Raw genomic sequence first — 19360 nt, 5'->3', positions numbered from 1 at the left:
TGGATTGATTTTTTTGAGAAAGTAATTGCCTAACAAGCAATTACTTTTCTTTTTTATAGAAAAAAATGAAATGATTGTATACTTTTTTACTGTTCAGACGTTATAAGAGGGGAAGGAGGAAAAATATTTGAAAAATCGGTTATCAAACGATCAATTAAAGAATGTCATGAATCAACTTTATTTATACTTAATCAAACAAGGTGCAAACCAAGAAACAGCTAAAGATATTGTTCAAGAAGCTGTTTGTAAACTACTTCTTCATCTTGAATCGATTGATACCGATAAATATAAATCATGGCTTTTTAAAGTAGCTATAAACTTATATTACGATTACTGTCGAAAGAACAAAAAATCTCAGTACGTGGTAGTAGAAGATTACCTTATTACCAATGAGCAATTAATTGAAGAGATGATGATTGCACAAGAAAATCAGCTTCTAGTAAGAAGAATACTTCAAAAGGTGTCTCCCACCTTTAAGCAACTACTTCTTTTAAAGTACGAGTTAGAGTGGTCTTATAAACAAATTGCCGAATATGTAGATATGAAACCTGAGGCTGTGAAAACATATTTAGCTCGTGCTAGGAAAACATTTAAAGAAATATATAGGAGAGAATGTAATGAAAAAAACGAATGATGAGTTAGATTCTATTTTTGATGAAAAGTCTTTACATAGAACATTGAAAAAAGCAAAGTATAGCGCAATTTTACGAACAGTTTTTATCTCCGCACTCGTAGTTTGTTTTGTTATTACTGTACTAATAAAAGGAAACAATTATTTTATAAATATACAAGGAAATAAACTCGCTGAACAGTTCATTAAGGAAAACCATGTGAGGATGTCTCCGAATACATTTACTAACACCGATACCATCTCAACAGGAATTTTAAAGGGGACTATTAAGAGTGAAGTATTTAAAGTGATTGAAGATAAAGTCATACCTTGGGGTACAGAAGATATAACGTATGATTTACTTGGAAACTTTAATGCATCATTCTCAACACACAGTACGATTATTAATGATACTACGATGTATCACATTCCTAATGGGCAACGTGAGATGTTATTTTACGTACCCAAATACAAATATAAGTTGTATGCGAATGACTTTGACATGATCAAAAAATATCCAAATGATAAATACATGGAGATGGCCATATCTTTTAATAAAAATTACACATTAAAAGAAGTACAAAAGATGCTGCCTACATCTGCTCACCAAACGTGGTATTGGATAGATAACTACGCAAAGTCTACTGGTTACAGAAACAATCCAGAAAGTGGACGATGGTTATTAGGTATTTCTAAACCGTCACCACAGCTAGGAGCAAAACTAACGGCTACTAAAATTAAAACAGAAGCAGACTTTTTGAATGAGCTCAAAAAAACAGATCCAGGAGAAGTGAAAAATCTAAAAAACAGACAGAAAAATGGATTGATTATAGGCGTAGTTGTTACAGGAACAAAAGAAGAACTGCTTTCTTTGAAAAGCAAACCATATGTCAAAGCAGCTAGTTTAGGAGCAGTGGTAGATAAATATTGAGTTTTAGGGACTTGGAACGAAGGAAACCTGTTGTATATTATTAGTTGTATATTAATTGATAGATAAATAAAAAGAATCCTCTGCCCTATATAGGCAAAGGATTCTTAATTTATTAAAATAGGGAACGTTGCAACATGGAAAGGAATAAAAAAATTGTTACGCTTCTTTATTCCTTCTGGGTAAAAAACACCTCTACGTGATTACCAAGCAATCACGTAGAGGTGTTTTTAATTATTTTATTAAAATCGTTGTATTAGCCGGAATCACAAGCTGATTCTTGACTTTCTTAGCATCTTTTTCACTAGCAAAAATCAATTTACCTTTCGCTGCTACAGATACTTTTACAGGTTGATTTGAAATATTATGATACACGCTAATCGATTTGCCTTTATACGTGCGGCTATAGGCAACGACTTCTTTACTGTCTACTGAAATGGATTGAAGCGTTCCTTTTACTAACTCTTCATGCTGCTGGCGTACACGAATCATTTCACGGTAGTGATTTAACAAAGAGTCCTTTTGTTTGGTTTGTGCTTCTACAGACACACCGTTGCCGCCTTTGTTATATACAGGTGTTTCCCAGCTAGTTTGTCCAAGGCCGTTGCCTTCGTACCAGCGGAACGGTTCACGGATTAATTCATCAGGCTTTTCACCAGTCATGCCGATTTCTTCACCGTAATAAATATACGGATTTCCAGGAAGCGTAAGTAAGATAGAAGCAGCTGATTTTGCTTTATTCACATCTCCGCTTAACTCACTCATGACGCGATTTTGGTCATGATTGGTTAAGAAAATGCCGTCAATTTTATTTGGATTGTATGATTTGAACAGTTCATCTGTTGCCGCTGCTGCAGTAGCAATTCCTTGATCATTTCCTGCTTTTACAGAGCTGACAATTTTCCCAGCTAAATCAAAGTTAAATAAAGAATCAAGTGATTGATAGTAAGGAGCTACCACTTCCGGCTGATCCCATACTTCACCCGTTAGATATACGTTAGGATTTTCTTTTTTCATCGCATCTCTAAATTCATTCCACCAAAGGATATTTTTCTTAGCGCCTTCAGGTGTTTGACCTTTAAAGATATGAAGCGCAGCATCTAGACGGAACCCATCAACTCCTTGCTTTAGCCAAAACTTTCCTACGTTAATCATTTCTTTTCTTACTTCAGGATTATCGTAATTTAAGTCCGGCATTCCTTCCCAAAACGTTCCGTAAAAATACTCTCCGTTTGGAGCTTTATGCCATACTTGCTGTCCCCAAGATCCTTTTTCATTCAAGTCGGTATTTTTATCAGCCCAGATATAGTAATCTCTGTACTTGCTGTTTTTATCTTTTAATGCAGCTTGAAACCAAGGGTGTTCACTGCTCGTATGATTCACAACGAGGTCCATAATGACTTTTACATCTCGTTTATCTGCTTCTTTCATCAGTTTGCGAAAATCTTGCAGATTTCCATACTGCGGATCAATATTATAATAGTCCGTTACATCATATTTATGATAGCTGGGAGAAGGGTTGACCGGCATCATCCAAATCCCGTTTACTTGAAGATCATTCTTTGTATGAGAATTGCCATCATTTAAATAATTCAACTTTTGTGTAAGACCTTTTAAATCACCATGTCCATCTTTATTTGCATCGTAAAAAGAGTTTACATACACCTCATAAAATACACCGTCTTTATCTGCTGTTGGAGATTTACCTTTATGTACGGTTTCGGCGTGAACGCCTGTTGATAAGCTAGCAGCCAGCGGCAGTGTTAGAGCTAAAGCTGTCCATTTTTTCCCTTTCATCGTTTCATCCCCTTTTTTGCAATCGTTTGCATAAATTTGACTACAATTGAAATATAGCACCTCGTTGAAAACGATTACAACGAAAATTTTATTTTGATTATTTTGAACTAGTAATTATTCTGACAACCTAGTTATTTACTGTGTCCAATGACATTAAGTGGCTGCATTATATTAAGGCTATAGATAGAAAACACCAATAAAATAAGGGAGTATTACCCAAATAAAAATAATGACTATGTCAAATATTCTGACAATGTTGTTGTTCAATTCATCATCTCGTGCTAAAATCCAAATATAACTGAAAAACGGTACTTTAGTTCCGGAAAACGGAACTTTAAGTATTGATGCAGATAATATAGCTTGGATTTTCCTTACTATCTGTAAATGATTACGCTTACATTAAAGGGTTTAAGGGGGAAGAACGCATTGAGTAAAGTGGATTTAAACTGTGATTTAGGGGAAAGCTTTGGTGCTTATCGTATTGGCAATGATGAAGCAATTTTAGAGTATGTGACGTCTGTAAACGTAGCCTGTGGATTTCATGCAGGGGATCCGAGCGTCATGAGAAAAACGGTAAAATTAGCTACTGAAAAACAGGTACAAATTGGTGCTCATCCTGGTTTGCAGGACCTTATCGGTTTCGGACGAAGAAATATGAATATTTCACCTCAGGAAGCCTACGATATCGTAGTCTATCAAATTGGTGCATTAAACGGTTTTTTGCAAGCGGAAGGGGTATTGATGCAGCATGTAAAGCCTCATGGTGCACTATATAACATGGCTGCTAAAAATAAAGCCTTGTCTGAAGCAATAGCAAAAGCTGTTTATAACGTAAACCCTGAGCTGATTTTATTTGGGTTATCTGGAAGTGAGCTGATTCAAGCAGGTAACAAAATTGGTTTAAAAACGGCTAACGAAGTATTTGCAGACCGTACCTATCAGTTAGACGGTTCTCTAACTGCCCGTACAGAACCAAATGCTTTAATTGAAAATGACGACGAAGCTGTTTCTCAAGTTATTACAATGGTGAAAGAAGGGAAGGTAAAATCTCAGCAAGGTAAGGATGTAGAATTGCAGGCAGATACGATTTGCATCCATGGAGACGGAGCTCACGCACTTGAATTTGCCCGTCATGTCAACCGTTCTTTACGAGCATCAGAAGTGGTAGTTAAGGCTATTTCACAATAAAAACTACATACAATCAGGAGGAAGATGATATTGGAGCCAATAAAAAAATCAACACCTCAACAAAAGCTTTCGGCTGCGCCTAAAGTAAACTGGACATTAATGCTTGGAGCCGCTTTTTTAATGGCCACATCGGCTATTGGACCAGGCTTTTTAACTCAAACTACCGTATTCACACAAAATTTAGCGGCAAGCTTTGGATTCGTTATTTTAATTTCAATTATTCTTGATATCTTTGCTCAAACCAACGTATGGAGAATTATTGCCGTTTCTGAAAAACGCGGACAAGAAATCGCCAACATGGTATTTCCTGGATTAGGGTACGTCCTTGCTATTTTAATTGTTATTGGAGGACTTGCATTCAATATTGGAAATATTGCCGGTGCCGGGCTTGGATTAAATGCGATTACGGGTATTTCTCCAACAGCCGGCGCTGCAATTAGTGCAGTTATTGCCGTGCTAATTTTCGTTGTAAAAGAAGCTGGAAAAGCAATGGATCGCTTCACGCAAATTGCAGGTTTTGTCATGATTGGGCTGATGCTATATGTAGCAGCTACCACTTCACCTCCCGTTGGAGAAGCTGTAGTAAAAACTTTTGCTCCTGACAAAATTGACATTATTGCGATCGTTACGCTTGTTGGAGGAACAGTCGGTGGATACATTACCTTTGCCGGTGGACATCGTCTTCTAGATGCTGGGGTAAAAGGCATTGATTCTTTACCTCAAGTAACCAAAAGTTCTGTAACAGGCATTCTCATTACTTCCGTTATGCGAATCGCTTTGTTTTTAGCTGTACTTGGCGTTGTGTCTAAAGGATTACAAATTGATCCAGCCAATCCTCCAGCATCCGTGTTTCAGCTTGCAGCAGGAAACGTCGGTTATAAAATCTTTGGTATTGTTATGTGGTCTGCCGCTATTACGTCTGTAGTGGGAGCTGCTTATACATCTGTTTCGTTTATTCAAACGTTTAGTGAAAAACTTAATAAAAACTCAAATTGGATTATTATTGGATTTATTATTATTTCAACTCTGTCGTTTGTCTTAATTGGAAAACCTGTAAAAGTTCTTCTTTTAGTTGGAGCAATCAATGGATTAATTCTGCCGATCGCTCTTGGGACGTTACTGGTTGCTGCATACAAAAAAAGCATCGTTGGCGAGTATAAACATCCTTTATGGCTTACCATTTCTGGTGTACTTGTCGTTATTGTAATGGCTTTAATGGGCGGCTATACGTTAATGGATCAACTTCCTCAATTATTTAAATAAAACAATGTGCCCGCACGTAAGTTGCGTGTGGGCAATGATGGGAGAGAGAAATATGACAACCCTTTCACAACTAACTCCAGCTGAACTTCGTCAGCAAATCCGTAACAATCAGCTTATTCAACCAACAGCAGGCATGGCAAACGGCTATGCTCAAGCTAATTTAGCTATTCTACCAAAGCAACAAGCTTTTGACTTTCTATTGTTCTGTCAGCGTAATCCTAAATCTTGTCCTCTTTTAGATGTAACGGACGTTGGATCTCCTGTTCCAAATTTTGCAGCTCCGTCGGGAGATATTCGTACAGACCTTCCGAAGTATCGAATCTATGAAAATGGGGAACTGGTAAAAGAAGTAACCGATATCAAAGATTACTGGACAAAAGATATGGTAGCTTTTCTTATCGGCTGCAGTTTTACATTTGAACACGCACTTTTAAACAACGGCATACCTGTTCGTCACATTGAAGAAAACTGTAATGTTCCTATGTATAAAACAAATATTTCATGCGCTGAAGCAGGAATCTTCCGCGGCTCGACGGTCGTTAGTATGCGGCCGATTCCTCAGCAAGACGTAGTGCGGGCAGCACAAGTAACTTCACGTTTTCCAGCTGTACACGGCGGTCCTGTTCACATTGGAACCCCCGATGCAATAGGCATTGAAGACCTTTACTCTCCCGATTTTGGCGATGCTGTTTCCATTAAAGAAGGCGAAGTTCCCGTGTTCTGGGCTTGTGGCGTAACCCCTCAAGCTGTAGCAATGGAAACAAAACCTTCTATTATGATTACACATGCTCCCGGGCATATGTTTATTACAGATATTCGAGATGAAAAACTAGGTGTTTTATAAAAGAAAGAGGTGCAGATATGAATCAAACCGTCACAAAATCGTCAGCTGTTATTTCTCCGCTTGGCGACTCAGCGCTTGTTATAACGTTTGGAGATAGTATTCAGTACGATATTCATAAACAAATCAAAACGTGCAAAGATTCGATAGAATTAAATCCTTTCCCTGGGTTTATTGAATGCGTGCCGGCATTTACAAACCTTACAATCTTTTATAACCCTCTTGAAGTGGTAGCAGCCGTAAAAAAGAAGGAGAAAAAAGAATTTGTGTCTCCTTTTGAAGTAGTGTCTTCTTTCCTTCAAAGTAAATTAGAAAACGAACAGACAGAAAAAGAGTTAGATCACCGTACGGTTTCCATTCCAGTTTGCTACGGAGGAGAGTATGGACCTGATCTTGAATATGTCGCTCGTCATCATAACTTAACACCTGAAGAGGTAATTAGTATTCATTCTGAAGGCGAATACTTAGCGTACATGATTGGATTTGCTCCTGGATTTCCGTTTCTCGGAGGACTATCTGAAAAAATTGCTACGCCTCGCCGGCCGTCTCCTCGCACCTCTATTCCTGCCGGCTCGGTTGGTATTGCAGGAATGCAAACAGGAATGTATCCTATTTCTACTCCCGGAGGATGGCAATTAATTGGCCAAACACCGATTAAACTGTTTTTACCAGAACAAAATCCTCCAAGTTTGCTGCAGGCTGGGGATATTGTAAAATTCGAACCCATCTCTAAAGAAGAGTATCAAGAACTACTGGCAAAGGAGGGTGAAAAATGAGTATAAGAGTCATTAAAGCCGGATTATTAACGAGTATTCAAGATTTAGGAAGAAGAGGATTTCAGCAGCACGGTGTGATTGTAAGCGGTGCAATGGATTCTTATTCTCTCCGAATTGCTAATTTATTAGTTGGTAATGAGGAAAACGAAGCAGGGGTTGAAGTCACGCTGATGGGGCCTAGCCTTGAAATAGAAAGTGATTGTCTAGTAGCAATCACGGGAGGAGATTTAACTCCTTCGGTCAATGGAAAGCCAGTCCCGATGTGGAAACCTTTATTTATTCCAAAAGGAAGCACTTTATCATTTGGACCTTGCAAAACCGGATGTCGTTCCTATCTATCTGTAGCGGGAGGATTTGCTATTGATGAAGTGTTAAATAGTAAAAGCACGTATTTGAGAGGCGAAATTGGTGGCTACAAAGGAAGAGCGTTACAAACAGACGATGTTTTACCTCTATCGGTTCCTGCTGCTTCGAAGCCTGCTTTTCTTTCAAATGAACTGATAAACGGAGTATATACTTCTTCATGGTCCGTAAATTATAAAGAATTTGTTCGTTTTGCAAAGAAACCAGCGGTCCGTGTTATGAATGGCAGTCAATTTGATTTATTTACAGCTGAAAGTAAAAGTCATTTTATGAAAGAGCCCTTTAAAGTATCGAATCAATCAGATCGAATGGGCTATCGAATGGATGGACCTTCTCTTCAGCTTCAAGAAAAAAAAGAGCTATTGTCTGAAGCCGTCTCACAAGGTTCTGTTCAAGTCCCGCCAGATGGAAATCCTATTATTCTGTTAGCAGACCGTCAAACCACGGGGGGATACCCTAAAATCGCTCAAGTCATCACAGCGGATTTACCGCTTTTAGCTCAAATAAAGCCCGGGGAATCCATTTACTTTTCTCACATTTCGCTTCATGAAGCAGAAAAAATTTATTTAGAAAAAGAACAGCTGCTGCAAGAATTGAAGATTGCTATCAACCTTGCGTCAACTAAATAAAACAAAACGGGAGTGACTAAAAATGATAAACGTACGTGAATTGCAAGAAGTTGTTTCATTAATGAATGAATCTGGTATTCAAAAGCTCCATATTGAACATGAAGGGACAAAAGTTGTCATTGATAAAGCGGGAATTCCTTTAGAAGACACAGCTGTTACAGAAGTAAACACGGAGGCAGTGAAAGTCTCTGCCGCTGAGCAAACGCCTCAAGATTCTATGTCTGTAAACGCACCAGAAAACCATGAAAAGCAAATTTTATCACCAATGGTCGGAACGTTTTACGCTAAGCCAGAAGCAGATGCCGATCCCTTTGTTCAAGTAGGGCAAACAGTTGAACGTAAAGATGTTGTGTGTGTGATTGAAGCGATGAAGCTGTTTAACGAAGTCGATGCAGGAATCGAAGGAGAAGTGCTTGAAATTCTTGTGAAAGACGGAGATGTTGTTGAGTTTGGTCAGCCTCTATTTACTGTAAAAACATACTAAAGTATACATACTGTCAGGAGGAGTCATTATGTTCAAAAAGGTCTTAATCGCAAACCGCGGAGAGATTGCAGTTCGTATCATTCGAGCTTGTAAAGAGATGGGAATAGCAACCGTAGCGGTTTATTCAGAAGCAGACAAAGATGCACTTCACGTGAAGCTAGCAGATGAGTCATTTTGTATTGGTAAAACGTCTTCTAAAGAAAGCTACTTAAATATTCGTAATCTGCTTACCGTAGCGCAAGTAACCAAGGCAGACGCTGTTCATCCTGGCTATGGATTTCTAGCTGAAAATGCTGATTTTGCTGAGATGTGTGAATCCTATGACATTACCTTTATTGGTCCAAAAGCAGAAGCCATCCGTAAAATGGGAGCAAAAGCTGTAGCAAGAGAAACAATGAAACAAGCAGGCGTGCCTATTGTACCTGGCACGGAAGGACTGATTGAAGATAGCAGCACCGCTATTCCAGTAGCAAGAGAAATAGGCTATCCAATCATTGTAAAAGCTACAGCGGGCGGCGGCGGAAAAGGAATGCGGCTGGCTCATAGCGAAGAGGAGCTAGAAAAAGCGATTCGTCAAGCTCAGCATGAAGCAGAAACAGCCTTTGGAAACGGCGGCGTATATCTTGAAAAGTACCTAGAAGAGCCAAAACACATCGAAATTCAAATCATTGCTGATGAAGAAGGGAATGTGGTTCATTTAGGTGAACGAGATTGTTCGATTCAGCGCCGTCATCAAAAATTGGTAGAAGAAGCTCCGTCTCCTGCGGTAGATGAAAACCTTCGTGCGAAAATGGGCAAGGCGGCAGTCTCGGCAGCTAAAGCAGTCGATTATACAGGTGTGGGAACGGTGGAGTTTCTATTAGATAAGCACGGACATTTTTACTTTATGGAAATGAACACACGGATTCAAGTTGAGCACCCTGTTACAGAACTTGTAACAAACATCGACTTAATTAAAGAACAAATTTCGGTCGCAGCAGGCTACCCGCTATCATTTTCTCAGGGAGATGTTCAGTTAAAAGGATGGGCAATTGAGTGCCGAATCAATGCAGAAAATCCAGCTAAAAACTTTATGCCTTCTCCTGGAAAAGTCAAGATGTATTTACCTCCTGGCGGGTACGGCGTTCGTGTAGACAGCGCGGTTTACCCAGGCTATGAAATTTCCCCATTTTATGATTCAATGGTGGCAAAATTAATTGTAACGGGGAAAGATCGAAATGAAGCGGTTCAACGAATGAAACGCGCGCTCGAAGAATTTATCATTATAGGTATTCATACAACCATTCCTTTTCATTTAGAATTACTGAACCATCCTTCTTTTAAAGAAGGGGATTTTACAACCAAATTTCTAGAAAGTAATCCTATTTCCATTAAAGAACTAGAAATGGTGTAAGAAAGGAAAGTGCTCTTATAAGGGAGTGCTTTCCTTTTTTTCTTCATGTATAATAAAAAGAACATATGATTAGCTAGTAAGCTATACGTCTATCAAATACATGTATTGACACAAATAAGGGAGAAGGTTTTATGCAAGCTAACAATAAAACAGTCGTTAAATCTATGCAGATTCTCACACTTTTTATCAAGCACCCTAAGCTGACCTTCACAGAAATGATGGAATATTCAGGCGTTCCGAAAACTTCTTTGCACCGGATGGTTGGTTCGCTTGAAGAGATGGGATTTTTAACAAAAGACGCGCAAGGATACTATTCGCTCGGACTTTTATTCTTGCAATTTGGTCAGCTAGTGGCTAATCGCTTAGATATTAGAAATATCGCAAAGCCTGTAATGGAAGCGCTCCGAGATGAAGTAGAAGAAGCGGTTAATTTAATTGTACGAGACGGGAATGAAGCCATGTATATTGAAAAAGTAGATACGCTTCATCCAGTGCGTCTCTATACATCAATTGGAAGGCGTTCACCTCTTTATGCAGGAGCTTGTTCACGCATTATTTTGGCGCATTTACCCGAAAAAGAACAAGAGGCATATATTAGTCAAACGGAGCTAGCTCCAATAGGTATTGGAACCATTACAGATAAAAAGCAGTTAAGAAATGTATTAAAAGAAGCAAAAGAAAAAGGGTATACCATTAGCATCTCTGAACTAGAAAACTTTACAACATCCGTGAGCGCGCCGATTGTAAATCATCAAAATGAAATTGTTGCAGGCATTAGCGTAGCGGGAATTGAAGCGAGATTTCAAGGAGACAGACTGCCGTTCATTGTCCAAAAAGTAACAGAAGCGGCGAGCGTGATTTCTGAAAAACTCGGTTATCAAGGATCATTTAAGTAGCATACATAGTAAAATGGAGGTAGACCATTGAAACGATTAGAAGGTAAAACAGTCGCACTCGTAGGTCAGCGTAAAGTAGAAGAAATCAGTAAAATTGTTGAAAATCTTGGCGGAACCCCGCTTGTACGACCTGCGCAAGGAACCATCTTTTTAGATGACACACACTTAGAGGCAGATATTAAAGAACTTGTAAAAGGAAATTATGATTGGTTTATTTTTACGACAGGAGTCGGTACAGAAATTCTTTATAAAACAGCAGATAAGCTAGGGCTGGCCGACGAATTCCTTTCTTCTTTACAAGCAGCCAATATTGCTGCGCGCGGGTATAAAACCGTAAACATGTTAAAAAAAATGGGCGTTACTCCAACCGTTCGAGATGATGACGGAAGTACCGCAGGCCTAGTCAGAGCGCTTCATTCGTTTTCTTTTGAAGAAAAGCATGTAGCGCTTCAGCTTCACGGAGATCCTGCACCAAAATTGATTGACTTTCTTTCGAATCAAAAAGCCCAATTTAAAGAGATTTTACCGTATCAGCATATTCCTCCAAAAGCAGAAGTCATGGAACAGCTTATAAACGAACTAATAAGCGGAAAAGTCGATGCAGTTAATTTCACAAGTGCTCCCCAAGCCCGATTTTTATTTTCGTTTGCGAGAGAATATGGGCAAGCTGATCGAATTCGAGAACTCTTCGAAATCTCTGTAGTAGCTGTGGCCGTTGGGAAAGTAACCGCTGCTGCTTTAAAAGAAGAAGGAGTAGATCGTATTATTATTCCCGATCAAGAGCGAATGGGAAGCGCAATTGTAGCTTTAGAACACTATTATCAGCAGCGTGATTAACAAAAAACCTTCTCGCCTCACAGCGAGAAGGTTTTTTGTATGACTTCATTCATATCTTGTCGAATATTGTTTTGAAATTGCCTATTGCCCTCTTTTTGAACTTCTTCAAATATCGAATAGAAATAAATTCATTATTATTCCAGGAAATCATTTTCAAATATTGTAAAAATGGTAGATAAAGGGTAAAAATAGACGAATATGTTAAAGAGTTGTTACGTTCATTTTAGAAATAACTTACATTCGTCCAGCTTTAAAAATGGTAATCACCTACTTCCAGAGGTTAAAAACAGTGCTACGTAAAGTCTAGTAGATTGTTTATTTTCATGAATAAATAAAGGTGTATTTTTGCAGGTAAGGAGTGAATATGTACATAAGCGTTAAATGTTACATTACTGAAATACAATTGTAATATTGTTATTCTTTTTTTGAACGCTTATCGTGGTATAATTTTCGTAGATTTTCATTAGCATATTTAGCTATTTATCGACAAATACAGTGAACTTTACATAAATTGTCAGACTTTTATACATATTGATACATAATTAGAAATTACTAGTTTAACAGAGCGAGAAAGCGGAGGAATTCATATTGAAAAAGAAAATGCTTTTACTTAACACAACGGTTTTATTAGGTCTAGGAGGAGTTTTATCAACCCCAGCATATGCCTCTACCATTCAGGATATGGAATCACAAAAATCTCAAATTCAAAATCAGCGCCAAGATGTGCAATCTAACATCCAAGCAGCTTCTGATGAATTAACACGCCTTCAAGCAGAACAAGATCAAATGAAAGCACAGCTTGAGCGATTAACATTAGCAGAAGAAGAAAATAATAAAAAAGCCCAAAAAACAGAAGCGGATATTAAAGAAACGTCTAAACAAGTAGACCAGCTTGAAAAAGAAATTAAGCTGCTTCAAGAAAAACTTGAAAAGCGAAATGATATTTTAAAAGATCGTGCACGTTCCATGCAAGAAAGCGGCGGTAACGTAGAGTATTTACAAGTTTTACTTGGTTCTTCAAGTTTTGGTGATTTTGTAGACCGCGCGCTAGCTGTTTCGACTATTGTAGATGCAGACCGTGGTATTTTAACAGAAACTAAAAATATGCAAGACGAACTAAAAACAAAACAAGCAGATGTTAAATCTAAGCTTGCTAGCTTAGAAGATATGAAGGCAGAACTGGATGAAATGACTGTCCAGCTAGCAGCTCAAAAGAAACAAAAAGATGCGTTGGCAAAAGAACTAAAAGATAAAGAAGCAAAAAATGAAGAACTAAGAGCTTCTCTACAATCAAAAGACAGCTCTCTTGCGAATGAACAGTCTACGCTTGAACAAAATATTAAAGATCAAAAAGCGGCGGAAGAAGCAGCAAGAAAAGCAGCTGAACAAGCGGCTAAAGAGGCAGCTAAGAAAGCAGCCGAACAAGCTCAAAAAGCAGCGGCGGCACCATCCGAAAAAGCCGATTCGCCTTCTCCTAAAGCAGCACCAAAAGCAAGCAGCAATGATGTTGCACCTACAAGCGCTCCGGCTCCAAAAGCTAGCAATGTTGTAACGGTAGGAAACCGCTGGATTGGAAACTCTGCGTACGTATTTGGCGGAGGACGAAGCCAATCTGATATTAACCACGGTTTATTTGACTGCTCGTCATTTGTACACTGGGCATATTCTCAAGTAGGTGTTAACCTTGGACCTCTTGGATCTGTAAGCACAGAAACGTTAAAGCATGCTGGAACGCAGGTGTCTTCTAGTCAAATGCAGCCTGGAGATCTTGTTTTCTTCGATACATATAAAAAAGACGGCCACGTTGGTATTTATGTAGGAGGCGGCAAGTTCATCGGTGCTCAAAGCTCAACAGGTGTTGCAATTGCAAACATGAGCAGCGGCTATTGGAAACAAAAATTCAACGGACGCGTAGTTCGTATTTAATAGGGTATAGTAAAAAGAAAACATTCAATTTGAATGTTTTCTTTTTACGTTGTAAGGAGCGTATGACTATGAACTCTATTTTTGATCATATACAGCCCAACTTAGATATCTTATTTGTCGGTTTTAATCCAAGTATCCGTTCCGGTGAAACTGGTCATCATTTTGCGAATCCAACCAATCGTTTCTGGACGATTCTTCATAAAGCAGGTTTAACAGATCGTAAATACCACCCTGAGGAAGATCACTCGTTATTACAGCTAGGGTACGGTTTAACAAATATTGTAGAGCGCCCTACAAAAGCAGCTGATGAGATTACAAAAGAAGAATATGCAGAAGGCAGAGAGATCTTAAAGAAAAAAATCGCTACATACACGCCTAAAATCGTTTGTTTTGTTGGAAAAGGTGTTTATCAGCAGTACAGCGGACGTAAGCAAGTAAAGTGGGGCAAACAAGAAGAATCGATGGTATCAGGAATAATGGATTTTGTTGCCCCGTCTTCAAGCGGGCTCGTTCGGATGAAAGTAGATGAAGTAGTGGCTATTTACGCAGAACTTCCGAAGTTGCTGCGTACATTAAAATAGAGAAAGCCCTAGGGCTTTCTCTATTTTGTAAATGAAATATCAATTTGAATAATTTCTGATCGGCTTCCGATTCGAAGCGGAGGACCCCAAAAGCCAAATCCTGAAGAGACAATGGTATGCAGTTGATTAGTTTGCTTGTAGCCCCAATCAATTTCAAATAACCGCTTTGTGATCAAATGATTAGGTGCCATTTGTCCTCTGTGAGTATGACCGCATAGAAGTAAATCTACGCCCACTTGTTCCGCTTCTTTTAAAGAAAGCGGCTGATGATCCATCGCAATGACCGGAAGAGAACGATCCGTTTCACTGGCTAAATCGAAAAAGCTGTCTCGGTTTTTATCCGTCTTATCTTTTCTGCCGATTAAGTACAAGCTATCGCCTATGTTTAACACTTCATCCATTAAAATAGGTATGTTCATTTCTTTCATTCTTTCCACAAACTGAGGGATCTTCCCACCGTAATACTCATGGTTTCCCAAAATTCCATATGTGCCTAAAGGCGCTTTGAGCTGTTTCATCATATAATCCATTTCTTTTTTAAAGAACACGTGGGGATCATCGTCAATAATATCTCCAGGAAGTAAAATAAGATCTGGCTGTATCTTTTGTACATGAGTAATTAACCGCTGCAAATGTTTTTTGCCGGACAATGTGCCAAAGTGCATATCAGATGCTACGGCAATGCGAAGGTTTTTCCGATTCGTCTTTTTAGCAAGTGAAATCGTATATTTCCTTACCACAGGACTGTAAGCATTATACGTACCGTAAGCAAAAATGAATAAAAAAGCAACAACCATGAAAAATCCGATGGAATCGATAGCTGTAGAAAGCGAAGCGCCTAGAAGAGTAAGAATATATACGGCTAGATTACTTATAGGAAGCAAAAGTACTGAATATTGAATAAATCCTAACCAATACGATCCTACAATCTTAAACAAGCTCACTTGTTGAAACGCACGACTGATGATAAAGGAATAAGCAAAAAACACAACGATCACCGTAAGAATCCATTTGTTGTCCACTTCAAACATTGTGTGAAGCCACATCCAAGCGTTCCATCCGATGTACAGAACGAATAAATTATATAAAATAACAACCAAAATAGACCTTACCAACACACTTACTTTCATACGCTAACCTCTTTTCTTTCATCCGTAATTCCACTATAGCTCATTTTTATTGCTTCAACAAAATTTTATCTCTTCTTCTCATCAATAAAATTTCTGCGTGTCGCACAAACGAAAAAACACACCTATAAAACAGGTGTGTTTTTGTATTAATGATGGTGATGTGCGTGGTGAAGGCTGCTAATCACAAATTCAGGTTCTGGAACGTGGAAGTATTGAATCCATACGCCTTCTAAAAATTTCTCGCGTTTATCTAAAATGATATCGACATCTTTATCTGTTTTTACAATTTCATCATGTTCAGTCGGCGTATCGAATTTCCAATCGTAATGCGCGTGATCACCGTGGTCTATAGTTACATATACACGGATCATTTTCCCTTGACCTTCTGGGCTAGCCAAGGCATTTTTTAACACTTTTGCTGCGTTTCGATTAATTTTTACTTCCATTTTGAAAACTCCATTCTGTAGCTTAGTATGTAAAGTATTTTCGCAAACTTAAACGAAAAAGAGAAATTTTTTGCCTGACATTTTTGTAGGGTTGCTTCATTACAACGTAATACGCTACACTACACCATAAATGGACGAAAAAGGAGCGTATGATGAATGAAAATCGTTATTTTAGGTGACACTCATATTCCAAAAAGAGCGAAGCATTTTCCAAAAAGACTCCTAGCCGAACTGAAAACAGCTGATGCGATTATTCATACGGGGGATTTTCAAACGATAGATGTATACAATGAACTGCGCGTTTTTGCTCCTGTACACGGCGTGATTGGAAATGTGGACAGTGAAGAGCTTCAGCAAGTACTTCCAACTTCATTGCTTCTTCCGTTTGACGATGTTACGATCGGCGTAATCCACGGTCATGGTAAAGGAAAAACGACTGAAAAACGTGCGCTTTCGGCATTTGAACATCAACAAGTCGATGCAGTAATTTTTGGTCATTCTCACATTCCTGTTCATAAGCAAATTGGCGATATTACGTTGTTTAATCCAGGTTCCGCTACTGACAAGCGGCGTCAAAAGCAATTTTCGTTTGGACTGCTGTACATACAAAAAAACACGCTGCATTTTGAACATGTTTTTTATGGTTCTAAAGACTAAAACAAGAGCGGACTCTTGTTTTAGTCTTTTTTTATGTTGTATGGTCTAAATGAGCAATATATTCGTGAAGCTTATTTTCTTCATAATCATTTAAGTCATGCATCGGAATAACCTGCTGAGTTTGAGGATCCGTTCCTCTTACTTCTGCAATTTTTACTCCTTCTTTATAGATATTAAAAATATCTTTTTCTTCCCCGCGCTGAACCTTTTCTGTTTCAAACATTGAAAAAGACTTGCTGTTTTTACTTTCTTCCATTAAAATCACCTACTTTTTTTATCGTACTCTTATCTTTTCACTCCCATTGTTAATTATGTATACACTCGATGACTAAAGGAATATGAAGTCTTGCCGATAGAAAGGAAGTGCACGATCACTTTTAACTACGGAGAGAGAGGCTACATAGCATGGAGAGAGTAAGAAAAAAAAGGTCCCTTAATAACTTTAAGGCAAAGCTGGGGCTAGCATTTGCAGCGATCTTATTAGTGCCATCTGTTACGATAGGTGTATCAGCTTACATAACAGCGAAACATGAAATTGAAAACCAAATTATTAACACAGCACAGCAAAATGTACAGTCCATTAATTCGGTGATTGACGATACCATTGGACCCAAAATTCACGATGTAGAGTTTTTTGCATCCGTGGTAAACAACGAGCGCTACAATGAAAAAGATATGGCTACTTTAAGCAAAGATTTTAACTTATATGCTTCGCTTCATCCAGAAGCCGTCAGCATTTTTACAGGAAATCAGCAGGGGAAGTTTATTCAATCGCCTAAAAAAGTGATACAAGCAGGCTATGATCCCAGAAAACGAGACTGGTACAAGCTAGCCATGCAAAACAAAGGAAAAACAGTTGTCACTGAACCTTATCCATCAGCCTCTACAGGTCAGACCGTTATTACTGTAGCGAAAACAACGGCGGATGGCACAGGGGTTATTGCTTTAAATTTAGATATAAGCCGCATCAATAAAGCTGTCAGCAAAGTAAAAATCGGAGAAAAAGGATATCCATTTCTTTTAGATGGAGAAAGAAAATATATTGTTCACCCTACGGAAAAAGCAGGTACAAAAGCGACAGATTCTCTTTTTGACAAGCTTTATGCAAAGAGCTCCGGGTCTTTTGAATATACCTTTAACGGGGATGAAAAAAAGATGGTCTTTACGACAAATAAAACAACAAGTTGGAAAGTTGCAGGCACTATGTATTCATCAGAAGTGAGCGAAGCAGCACAGCCTATTTTTTACAAAACACTATTTATTATTGTAGCTTGTCTGATAATCGGGAGTCTTACCATTTTTGTGGTGTTGCAATCAATTATTAAACCGCTCAAACAGCTTAAGAATCAGGCTCTGAGCGTTAGTGAAGGAGATCTGACAACAGCGATCACCGTCAATTCAAAGGATGAAATCGGCGAGTTAGGGTATGCTTTTAGTCAGATGCAAAACAATCTTCGCACATTAATTCAAAATGTTGAAATGAGTGCAGAACAAGTGGCTGCTTCTTCAGAAGAGCTAACGGCCAGTTCACAGCAAACGAGCGCTGCGACTGAACAAGTATCGGTTGCGATACAAGAAGTGGCTTCTAGTGCAGAAAAACAAACGGCTGTTATTGACCAAAATGCAGCTTCTTTAGATGAGATAGTACAAGGAGTTTATACGATTGCCAAGCGTACAGAAACTGTTTCTCAGCTATCAAATCACACAACGTCTGAAGCCGTAGAAGGTGGAAAAGCCGTGAGAGAAACGGTCGAACAAATGGAATCCATTTCTCAGTCCGTCGAGCTATCTAATACAACAATTCGTACTTTGTTTCAACGTTCAAAAGAAGTTGGAACCATTTTAGAAGTAATCAGCGGCATTGCTGCTCAAACAAATTTACTAGCCTTAAATGCTGCAATCGAAGCGGCACGAGCTGGGGAACATGGAAAAGGTTTTTCTGTTGTAGCAGCGGAAGTGAGAAAGCTGGCAGAACAATCACAAGTTTCTGCGTCTCAAATTTCTGAGCTTATTCAAGCTATTCAACAAGATACTCAGGAATCTGTACATACAATGGAGCAAGTTACAAACAAAGTTGAAGAAGGACGAACAATTTCACAAACGGCTATTCAAAAGTTCGAACAGATTCTAAGCAGCATGAATGAAACGACTCCGCAAGTAGAAGAAGTTGCTGCGACTGCTCAGCAAATTTCAGCAGCCGTTGAAGAAGTGGCTCGTACAGCAGGTGAAATGGCAATCCTTGCTAAAGGAAATGCAGCTACATCTGAAGAAGTGGCTGCATCAACTGAAGAACAGCTGGCTTCAATGGAGGAAATTGCTGTTTCCGCACAATCTCTGTCTCAAATGGCAGAACAATTAACAACGCTCATTAGCAAATTTAATTTGTAAACTTTCGTCAAATCGTCATAGACCTCTTTTATATTGGAAAAAGTAGAACATACACATATGAAAGAGGTGACAGTATCCGATGGAGCAAACAAAAATGACCTTTGAGCCAGCTTCAATTAACGATGATATGCATGCGAAGCTTAAACAGCTAGAAGAGCAGTTTCAACAAACGTTAGGAAAAAGAGTAGCTTTAGTTGCATACGAAGCTGAAAAATAAGAAACAAAAA

Annotated in this window: 20 protein-coding genes; 16 read left to right on the top strand and 4 right to left on the bottom strand. The window is 38.6% G+C overall.

Going from position 1 to position 19360, the window contains the following annotated elements; translation table 11 throughout:
• Positions 1-127: 127 nt before the first annotated feature.
• A complete protein-coding gene (locus tag N178_RS24750) occupies positions 128-634 on the top strand; it encodes an RNA polymerase sigma factor (protein WP_052942437.1) in 507 nt (168 codons plus the stop codon).
• Positions 618-1541 carry an anti sigma factor C-terminal domain-containing protein gene (locus N178_RS24745; RefSeq protein ID WP_045295490.1) on the top strand — a complete coding sequence of 308 codons (924 nt, stop codon included), beginning with the start codon at positions 618-620 and terminating at the stop codon, positions 1539-1541. The genes N178_RS24750 and N178_RS24745 overlap by 17 nt, the downstream gene beginning before the upstream one ends.
• A 231-nt stretch (positions 1542-1772) precedes the next feature.
• On the opposite strand, the gene N178_RS24740 is transcribed toward N178_RS24745, so the two are convergent.
• Complete coding sequence (locus N178_RS24740) at positions 1773-3335, bottom strand: alpha-amylase family glycosyl hydrolase (protein WP_045295489.1); 1563 nt, start codon at positions 3333-3335, stop codon at positions 1773-1775.
• Between the two features lie 426 nt (positions 3336-3761).
• On the opposite strand from N178_RS24740, the gene pxpA reads away from it, so the two are divergent.
• The 11 genes from pxpA (at position 3762) to mug (ending at position 14512) form a co-directional block, all read left to right on the top strand.
• The gene (gene pxpA / locus N178_RS24735; protein WP_045295488.1) at positions 3762-4523 is read left to right on the top strand and encodes a 5-oxoprolinase subunit PxpA; all 762 of its coding nucleotides are present in this window, start codon (positions 3762-3764) and stop codon (positions 4521-4523) included.
• A 24-nt stretch (positions 4524-4547) separates the two neighbouring features.
• The gene (locus tag N178_RS24730; protein ID WP_045295487.1) at positions 4548-5786 is read left to right on the top strand and encodes an NRAMP family divalent metal transporter; all 1239 of its coding nucleotides are present in this window, start codon (positions 4548-4550) and stop codon (positions 5784-5786) included.
• Positions 5787-5838: 52 nt separating this feature from the next.
• Positions 5839-6630 carry a putative hydro-lyase gene (locus tag N178_RS24725; protein WP_045295485.1) on the top strand — a complete coding sequence of 264 codons (792 nt, stop codon included), beginning with the start codon at positions 5839-5841 and terminating at the stop codon, positions 6628-6630.
• A 17-nt stretch (positions 6631-6647) separates the two neighbouring features.
• Complete coding sequence (gene pxpB / locus N178_RS24720; protein WP_045295483.1) at positions 6648-7403, top strand: 5-oxoprolinase subunit PxpB; 756 nt, start codon at positions 6648-6650, stop codon at positions 7401-7403.
• Complete coding sequence (locus tag N178_RS24715) at positions 7400-8395, top strand: 5-oxoprolinase subunit C family protein (protein WP_045295481.1); 996 nt, start codon at positions 7400-7402, stop codon at positions 8393-8395. The genes pxpB and N178_RS24715 overlap by 4 nt, the downstream gene beginning before the upstream one ends.
• A 22-nt stretch (positions 8396-8417) precedes the next feature.
• Positions 8418-8879: an acetyl-CoA carboxylase biotin carboxyl carrier protein gene (accB, locus tag N178_RS24710; protein ID WP_045295479.1), complete on the top strand. Its 462-nt coding sequence runs from the start codon at positions 8418-8420 to the stop codon at positions 8877-8879.
• Positions 8880-8907: 28 nt separating this feature from the next.
• Entirely contained in the window at positions 8908-10272 is a 1365-nt protein-coding gene (gene accC / locus N178_RS24705) for an acetyl-CoA carboxylase biotin carboxylase subunit (RefSeq protein ID WP_045295478.1), read from the top strand.
• A 131-nt stretch (positions 10273-10403) separates the two neighbouring features.
• On the top strand, positions 10404-11168 hold the full coding sequence (locus N178_RS24700; protein ID WP_045295476.1) for an IclR family transcriptional regulator: 765 nt from the start codon (positions 10404-10406) through the stop codon (positions 11166-11168).
• Positions 11169-11195: 27 nt separating this feature from the next.
• The gene (locus N178_RS24695) at positions 11196-12005 is read left to right on the top strand and encodes a uroporphyrinogen-III synthase (RefSeq protein ID WP_045295474.1); all 810 of its coding nucleotides are present in this window, start codon (positions 11196-11198) and stop codon (positions 12003-12005) included.
• Between the two features lie 588 nt (positions 12006-12593).
• Complete coding sequence (locus tag N178_RS24690; protein WP_045295472.1) at positions 12594-13931, top strand: coiled-coil domain-containing protein; 1338 nt, start codon at positions 12594-12596, stop codon at positions 13929-13931.
• Between the two features lie 68 nt (positions 13932-13999).
• Positions 14000-14512, top strand: a complete 513-nt coding sequence (gene mug / locus N178_RS24685) for a G/U mismatch-specific DNA glycosylase (RefSeq protein ID WP_045295470.1) — start codon at positions 14000-14002, stop codon at positions 14510-14512.
• A gap of 20 nt (positions 14513-14532) precedes the next feature.
• Here mug and N178_RS24680 read toward each other — a convergent pair whose 3' ends face one another.
• Both N178_RS24680 and N178_RS24675 read right to left on the bottom strand, forming a co-directional pair.
• Positions 14533-15642 carry a metallophosphoesterase gene (locus tag N178_RS24680; protein ID WP_045295469.1) on the bottom strand — a complete coding sequence of 370 codons (1110 nt, stop codon included), beginning with the start codon at positions 15640-15642 and terminating at the stop codon, positions 14533-14535.
• A gap of 146 nt (positions 15643-15788) precedes the next feature.
• Positions 15789-16088 carry a hypothetical protein gene (locus tag N178_RS24675; protein WP_045295467.1) on the bottom strand — a complete coding sequence of 100 codons (300 nt, stop codon included), beginning with the start codon at positions 16086-16088 and terminating at the stop codon, positions 15789-15791.
• A 156-nt stretch (positions 16089-16244) separates the two neighbouring features.
• Here N178_RS24675 and N178_RS24670 point away from each other — a divergent pair, with 156 nt between their 5' ends.
• A complete protein-coding gene (locus tag N178_RS24670; protein ID WP_045295465.1) occupies positions 16245-16745 on the top strand; it encodes a metallophosphoesterase family protein in 501 nt (166 codons plus the stop codon).
• Between the two features lie 31 nt (positions 16746-16776).
• Here the strand turns inward: N178_RS24670 and N178_RS24665 are convergent, their stop codons facing one another.
• A complete protein-coding gene (locus N178_RS24665; RefSeq protein WP_014459961.1) occupies positions 16777-17001 on the bottom strand; it encodes a hypothetical protein in 225 nt (74 codons plus the stop codon).
• A gap of 149 nt (positions 17002-17150) precedes the next feature.
• Here N178_RS24665 and N178_RS24660 point away from each other — a divergent pair, with 149 nt between their 5' ends.
• Together N178_RS24660 and N178_RS27290 are read left to right on the top strand one after the other, a co-directional pair.
• On the top strand, positions 17151-19133 hold the full coding sequence (locus tag N178_RS24660) for a methyl-accepting chemotaxis protein (RefSeq protein ID WP_045295463.1): 1983 nt from the start codon (positions 17151-17153) through the stop codon (positions 19131-19133).
• A gap of 79 nt (positions 19134-19212) precedes the next feature.
• The gene (locus N178_RS27290; protein WP_014459963.1) at positions 19213-19350 is read left to right on the top strand and encodes a hypothetical protein; all 138 of its coding nucleotides are present in this window, start codon (positions 19213-19215) and stop codon (positions 19348-19350) included.
• The last annotated feature ends 10 nt before the right edge of the window (positions 19351-19360 follow it).

The organism is Priestia aryabhattai B8W22, from assembly GCF_000956595.1.
GTDB classification, from domain to species: domain Bacteria; phylum Bacillota; class Bacilli; order Bacillales; family Bacillaceae_H; genus Priestia; species Priestia aryabhattai.
The sequence above is the reverse complement of the archived record's forward strand: the minus strand, read 5'-3'. Positions and strand labels throughout refer to the sequence as shown.